This window comes from Photobacterium sp. TY1-4 (assembly GCF_025398175.1).
Taxonomy (GTDB): Bacteria; Pseudomonadota; Gammaproteobacteria; order Enterobacterales; family Vibrionaceae; genus Photobacterium.
In genome coordinates this window covers 3,570,513-3,577,192 of record NZ_CP099734.1, presented here as the reverse complement: position 1 = coordinate 3,577,192, position 6,680 = coordinate 3,570,513, and the positions used below count along the sequence as shown (strand labels likewise).

Genomic DNA, 6,680 nt, shown 5'->3' with positions numbered 1-6,680 from the left:
GCTCGACTCCACACTGAAAAATAAAACACGAAAGGGATGCAATTTTATACCTGCTGGCGCCGGATCGCCAGCAAAGAGATCGCAGATCCAGTGAATAAGATCCGACTTATACACATTGATCGCACAATAATTCCTAAGATCAACACAAATTCACCGCCCTTTACCCACAATACTATTAACAATCGCGGTGGGAACGCGGATCCGCAAGCGAACTATTTGTTATGTCTAATAACTCCTAGTTATTAAAAGATCATCCCATTAAAAGATAGCATTATCAATAAACAAGCCGTCCACGACCGTATTTTGAGGAGTAAACTGGATGAAACGCTGGATTAAAACAACCTTGACCGCCGTAGCACTCACGCTGACTGCCAGTCAGGCAGCCATGGCGGCGACCGATGTCAAAGTCGGCATGTCAGGCCGCTACTTCCCGTTTACCTTCGTCAAGCAGGATCAGCTGCAAGGCTTTGAAGTCGACCTGTGGAACGAAATCGGCAAGCGCAATGACTACCAGGTGGAGTTTGTCACCGCCAACTTCTCCGGCCTGTTCGGCCTGCTGGAAACCGGCCGGATCGACACCATTTCGAACCAGATCACCATCACCGAAGCCCGCCTGGCCAAATACCTGTTCGCAGACCCGTATGTGATTGACGGTGCCCAGCTGGTCGTTCGCAAAGGCAACGACAGCATTCAAAGCACCGCAGACCTGGACGGCAAAACCGTCGGGGTGAACCTGGGTTCAAACTACGAGCAGCTGCTGCGCGAGCTCGATAAAGACGGCAAGATCAACATCAAGACCTATGAAACCGGGATCGAGCACGATGTCGCCCTGGGCCGGACCGACGCGTTCGTGATGGACCGCCTGTCATCGGTTGAGCTGATCAAAAAAGCCAACCTGCCGCTACAACTGGCCGGCGAACCGTTCGAGCGCATTGAAAATGCCTGGCCGTTCCTGAAGACGGAGAAAGGCGAGAAACTGCGCGATGAGGTGAATCAGGCGCTGAAGGCCATGCGGGAAGACGGTACCCTGACGGAGATTTCTCGCAAGTGGTTTGATGCCGACATTACCCGCTAAGCAATCGCTCAAGACATTTCCCAATAAAAATCCTTATACTAAAAGGCTCACCGCAAGGTGGGTCTTTTGTCGCTTCTATTCACCCAATTGACTACGGAATACCGATTTACTATGGGTTTTGACTTTGACTACATGCTGTCGCTGATGCCGATCCTGCTGAAATATTTGGGGACCACCCTGAATATGGCCGTCTGGGGTCTGGTGTTTGCCCTGGCCCTGGCCCTGGTCCTGGCCCTGCTGCGGATCTACCGCGTCCCGGTGCTGGATCAGTTCAGCCAGCTCTATATCAGCTTCTTTCGCGGCACCCCGCTGCTGGTACAGCTGTTTCTGCTCTACTACGGCCTGCCACAGGTCTTTCCGGTGTTCGTCGGCCTCGATGCCTTCAGTGCAGCCGTGATCGGCCTGAGCCTGCATTTTGCCGCCTATAAAGCCGAGACCATCCGGGCGGCGATTATCGGCATTGACCGCAGCCAGATGGAAGCCAGCCTGTCGATCGGAATGACCGAGCTGCAGGCCATGCGCCGGATCATCCTGCCGCAAGCCAGCCGGGTGGCTCTGCCGTCGCTGATGAACTACTTCATAGACATGATCAAATCAACGTCGCTGGCCTTTACCCTCGGGGTGGCTGAAATTATGGCCAAGGCCCAGATGGAGGCATCGTCCAGCTTTAAGTTTTTTGAAGCCTTCCTGGCCGTGGCGCTGATTTACTGGGGGATCGTACTGATCCTGACCCGCGTCCAGAGCTGGGCGGAAACCAAACTCAACAAGGCGTACACACGATGATCAAGATGAGCCACCTGGCCAAGCGCTTTGGCGACAGCACCATTTTCTCCGGTCTCGATCTCACCATCGAAAAAGGGGAAATCGTGGTGGTGATCGGGCCGTCCGGCACCGGCAAATCGACCCTGCTGCGCTGCCTCAATTTCCTGGAAACCGCCGATGACGGCCAAATCACCATCGGCGATGTCACGGTCGACTGCCCGCAGGCCGCCAAGCGCGACGTCCTGGCCCTGCGCCGCAAGACCGGCTTTGTATTTCAGAACTACGCCCTGTTTGCCCATCTGACGGCCCGCCAGAACATTGCCGAAGGGCTGATCACCGTCAAGGGCTGGACCAAGCCAGATGCCTATGCGCGTGCCCAGCAGATCCTCGATGACATCGGCCTCGGCGATAAAGGCGATCACTACCCGGCGGCCCTCTCCGGCGGCCAGCAGCAACGGGTGGGGATCGGCCGGGCGATGGCCCTGGAAGCCGAGCTGCTGCTGTTTGACGAGCCGACTTCAGCGCTCGATCCGGAGTGGGTCGGCGAGGTCCTGACCCTGATGCAAAAACTGGCCACCCGTCATCAGACCATGCTGGTGGTGACCCATGAAATGCAGTTTGCCCGCGAAGTGGCCGATCGGGTGATCTTCATGGCCGACGGCGAGTTTGTCGAGCAGGGCAAACCGGATCAGATCTTTACCAATCCGCAGGATCCGCGGTTGAAAAAGTTCCTGAATAAAGTCGGGATCCGCGAAGGATCCTTGCACTCAACGTCACAAACAGTATAATTCAGCGCCCGTAGTTTGCTGCGGGCATAATCATTGACTATTTTCAGGCCAGTGATTACAATTCCGCCTCTTTGTTTAGAGGTACCGATTGCTCGCAGTCGGAACTTGGAAACAAAACTTAAAAACTGATCAGTTAATTTAAGGTAAAACCCATGAAACGCACTTTTCAACCTTCAGTTCTAAAGCGCAAGCGTACTCACGGCTTCCGTGCACGCATGGCTACTAAGAACGGCCGCGCTGTAATCAATGCACGTCGCGCCAAAGGCCGTAAGCGTCTGTCTAAATAATCTTTGATTATTTTGAGTAAGCACGCTTTCTCTCGGGAGTTACGTCTGTTAACTCCCGAACATTATAAAAATGTCTTCCAGCAAGCTCACCGCGCTGGCTCTCCACACTTAACCATTCTTGCCCGCCCTAACGGCCTTGACCATCCACGCCTCGGTTTAGCTGTCCCGAAAAAACAGATCAAAACTGCTGTCGGCAGAAACAAGTTCAAACGTCTTGTTCGCGAAAGCTTTCGCTGCAAGCAAGCCGATCTGCCAGCCTGTGATTTTGTCGTTATTGCCAAGAAAAGTGCCCAGGAGCTCAGCAATGAAGAGCTGCTTAAGTTGCTAGATAAGCTATGGCATCGCCTGTCTCGCCGCTCGCGTGGCTAGTCATTAGACTAGTCCGCTTTTACCAACTGGCTATCAGTCCGCTCATCGGACCGCGCTGCCGCTTTACCCCGACCTGTTCTCAATACGCACTTGAATCAATAAAAGCGCATGGAGCGTTAAAAGGGTGTTGGTTCGCGACGAAACGTCTATTAAGATGTCATCCTTTAACTGACGGGGGTTATGACCCCGTTCCGCCAACCAAGCATAACGACAGAGATAAGTAACGATGGATTCCCAACGCAATATTCTGTTAATTGCCCTACTCTTTGTTTCGTTCCTACTGTACCAGCAGTGGACCATGGACAATGCCCCTCAACCACAAGGACAGGGTGTAGCGCAACAAGTCAACAACAGTGGTGATGTTCCCTCACATTCCGGTGATGGCCAGCCAATTACTGACCAAAACACGTCCGATAATCTAATCACCATCAATACCGATGTACTGGCGCTGACTGTCGATACGCTTGGCGGTGACGTCATTGAAGCCAAACTGCTGGCTTATGACAACGAACTCGACTCCGCAGACCCGTTTGTCCTGCTGAAAAACGAAGCAGGCCATACTTTCAACGCCCAATCCGGCCTGATTGGCGCCAACGGGATTGACACCACAGCCGGCCGCGCTCAACTGAGCGTCAGCGCTGACAGTTTCACGCTGGCAGACGGCCAGGACGAGCTGCGTGTCCCGATGACCTACAACAAAGACGGCATTGCGTACACCAAGACCTACATCCTGAAACGCGGCAGCTACGCGGTGGATGTGGCCTACACCATCAACAACCCAACAGACAATGCCGCGACCGTGCAGATGTACGCTCAGCTGAAGCAGAACCTGCTGGATGACGGTGGTAACCTGGCGATGCCAACTTATCGTGGCGGTGCCTACTCGGCGGATGACACCAAATACGAAAAATACAGCTTCGACGATATGCAGGACAAGAACCTGAACCTGACGATCGCTGAGCAAGGCTGGGCCGCAATGATGCAGCACTACTTCGTGTCTGCCTGGATCCCACGCACCAACGAAGCAACCAACCTGTACACCCGCACCGGCAACGGCCTGGGTTATATCGGTGTCCGCCTGCCGGTGACCACCGTCGCCCCGGGCAGTGAGCAAACACTCACCGCGACCCTATGGGTCGGTCCGAAACTTCAGGATCAGATGGAAGCGACTGCGCCGCACCTGAACCTGACCGTTGACTACGGTTGGCTGTGGTTCATCGCCAGCCCGCTGCACAGCCTGCTGTCGTTCATTCAGGGCCTGGTGGTGAACTGGGGTGTGGCGATCATTATCCTGACCTTCATCGTCCGTGGCGCCATGTACCCGCTGACCAAAGCACAGTACACCTCCATGGCGAAAATGCGCATGCTGCAGCCAAAACTGCAAGCGATGCGTGAGCGCCTGGGCGATGACCGCCAGCGCATGAGCCAGGAAATGATGGAGCTGTACAAGAAAGAGAAGGTCAACCCACTGGGTGGCTGTCTGCCAATCTTGCTGCAGATGCCAATCTTCATCGCCCTGTACTGGTCCCTGATGGAGTCGGTTGAACTGCGTCACGCGCCGTTCTTCGCCTGGATCCATGACCTGTCAGCTCAGGACCCGTACTACGTCCTGCCGATCCTGATGGGTGTGACCATGTTCCTGATCCAGAAGATGAGCCCAACGACTATCACCGATCCGATGCAGCAGAAGATCATGACGTTCATGCCGGTGATGTTCACCTTCTTCTTCCTGTGGTTCCCGTCCGGTCTGGTCCTGTACTGGCTGGTGTCGAACGTGGTGACGCTGATCCAGCAGACGCTGATCTACCGTTCGCTGGAAAAACAAGGCCTGCATTCCAAGTAATGTCAGCCTCAAGCTTTCAAAAGGCGGCCGATGGCCGCCTTTTTTGTTTCGCCACGCCCGGCCCGGTTGCTAGCGCTGGGCATTCGCCACGAGTCTGATTACAATTGCAGCATAGACCCCCGCGATTTAGTCAGCGAATAACAAAGCAAGCTCACATGATGAACGAATATACGGACACCATTGTCGCGCAGGCCACCCCACCGGGGCGTGGCGGCGTCGGCATTATTCGCGTCTCTGGCCCCAAGGCCAAAGACGTCGCCCTGGCCGTCGCCGGCCGGGCGCTTAAACCCCGCTTCGCGGAATACCTGCCGTTTAAAAACGAAGACGGCAGCGCACTGGATCAGGGCATTGCCCTGTTCTTCCAGGGACCGAACTCCTTTACCGGAGAAGATGTGCTCGAGCTGCAAGGCCACGGCGGTCCGGTACTGATGGATATGATGATCCGCCGTATCCTGCACATTGACGGCATTCGCGCCGCGCGACCTGGGGAGTTCTCCGAGCGAGCCTTTATGAACGACAAGCTGGATCTGGCCCAGGCTGAAGCCATTGCCGATCTGATTGATGCCAGCTCCGAAGAAGCGGCGAAAAGTGCGTTCCAGTCGCTCCAGGGCGCTTTCTCGACCCGGGTCAACGCGCTGGTGGAAGCCCTGATCCATTTGCGTATCTACGTCGAAGCAGCCATCGACTTTCCGGAAGAGGAAATCGACTTTCTCTCAGACGGCAAAGTCAGCGGCGATCTGCACGACATCATCGCCCGACTCGGCGACGTGCGCCGTGAAGCCAACCAGGGTGCGATTATTCGCGAAGGGATGAAGGTGGTCATCGCCGGGCGTCCGAATGCCGGCAAATCCAGCCTGCTCAACGCACTGTCCGGCAAGGACAGCGCAATTGTCACCGATATTGCCGGGACCACCCGGGACGTGCTGCGCGAGCACATCCATATCGATGGCATGCCGCTGCACATCATCGATACCGCCGGGTTACGCGAGGCTTCGGACGAAGTCGAGCGGATCGGGATTGAACGGGCCTGGGACGAAATCCGCCAGGCCGATCGGGTGCTGTTTATGGTCGACAGTACCACCATCGATGCCACGAATCCGGCCGACATCTGGCCGGACTTCGTCGAACGTCTGCCGGATAATCTCGGCCTGACCGTGATCCGCAATAAGGTAGAGCTGACCGGAGAGTCGAGCGGCATTTGCCACGTCAACAACCCACCGCTGATCCGCCTGTCAGCCCGTACCGGCGACGGCGTCGACAGCCTGCGTGAGCACCTCAAGGCCTGCATGGGCTTTCAGGGCACCACCGAGGGCGGCTTTATGGCCCGCCGCCGCCACCTCGAAGCCCTGGAGCGCGCAGCGAGCCATTTAGAAACCGGCCGCGACCAGCTCGAAGGCTTCATGGCCGGCGAGATCCTGGCCGAAGAGCTGCGCCTGGCCCAGCAACACCTCAGCGAGATCACCGGAGAGTTCACCTCCGACGATCTGCTCGGCCGGATCTTTACCTCCTTCTGTATCGGGAAGTAATTCCGCCAGCCGCCTGCCCCACAGGCGGCT

At 56.0% G+C, this 6,680-nt stretch carries 8 protein-coding genes; all 8 read left to right on the top strand.

Annotated features, from left to right (window positions below; genetic code table 11):
- The first annotated feature begins 319 nt into the window (after positions 1-319).
- Positions 320-1,075, top strand: a complete 756-nt coding sequence (locus NH461_RS16550; RefSeq protein WP_261601349.1) for an amino acid ABC transporter substrate-binding protein — start codon at positions 320-322, stop codon at positions 1,073-1,075.
- Between the two features lie 111 nt (positions 1,076-1,186).
- The gene (locus NH461_RS16545) at positions 1,187-1,858 is read left to right on the top strand and encodes an amino acid ABC transporter permease (protein ID WP_261601348.1); all 672 of its coding nucleotides are present in this window, start codon (positions 1,187-1,189) and stop codon (positions 1,856-1,858) included.
- Positions 1,855-2,625 (top strand): amino acid ABC transporter ATP-binding protein, encoded by a 771-nt coding sequence (locus tag NH461_RS16540; protein WP_261601347.1) that lies wholly within the window; start codon positions 1,855-1,857, stop codon positions 2,623-2,625. The genes NH461_RS16545 and NH461_RS16540 overlap by 4 nt, the downstream gene beginning before the upstream one ends.
- Positions 2,626-2,777: 152 nt before the next feature.
- Positions 2,778-2,912, top strand: coding sequence for a 50S ribosomal protein L34 (gene rpmH / locus NH461_RS16535; protein ID WP_081669218.1), 135 nt, complete (start codon positions 2,778-2,780; stop codon positions 2,910-2,912).
- Positions 2,913-2,915: 3 nt separating this feature from the next.
- A complete protein-coding gene (gene rnpA, locus NH461_RS16530) occupies positions 2,916-3,281 on the top strand; it encodes a ribonuclease P protein component (RefSeq protein ID WP_410000085.1) in 366 nt (121 codons plus the stop codon).
- On the top strand, positions 3,248-3,505 hold the full coding sequence (gene yidD / locus NH461_RS16525) for a membrane protein insertion efficiency factor YidD (protein WP_261601346.1): 258 nt from the start codon (positions 3,248-3,250) through the stop codon (positions 3,503-3,505). The genes rnpA and yidD overlap by 34 nt, the downstream gene beginning before the upstream one ends.
- 2 nt (positions 3,506-3,507) lie before the next feature.
- Positions 3,508-5,124, top strand: a complete 1,617-nt coding sequence (yidC, locus tag NH461_RS16520; RefSeq protein WP_261601345.1) for a membrane protein insertase YidC — start codon at positions 3,508-3,510, stop codon at positions 5,122-5,124.
- 158 nt (positions 5,125-5,282) lie between these two features.
- Positions 5,283-6,650, top strand: a complete 1,368-nt coding sequence (gene mnmE, locus NH461_RS16515) for a tRNA uridine-5-carboxymethylaminomethyl(34) synthesis GTPase MnmE (protein ID WP_261602936.1) — start codon at positions 5,283-5,285, stop codon at positions 6,648-6,650.
- Positions 6,651-6,680: the final 30 nt, after the last annotated feature.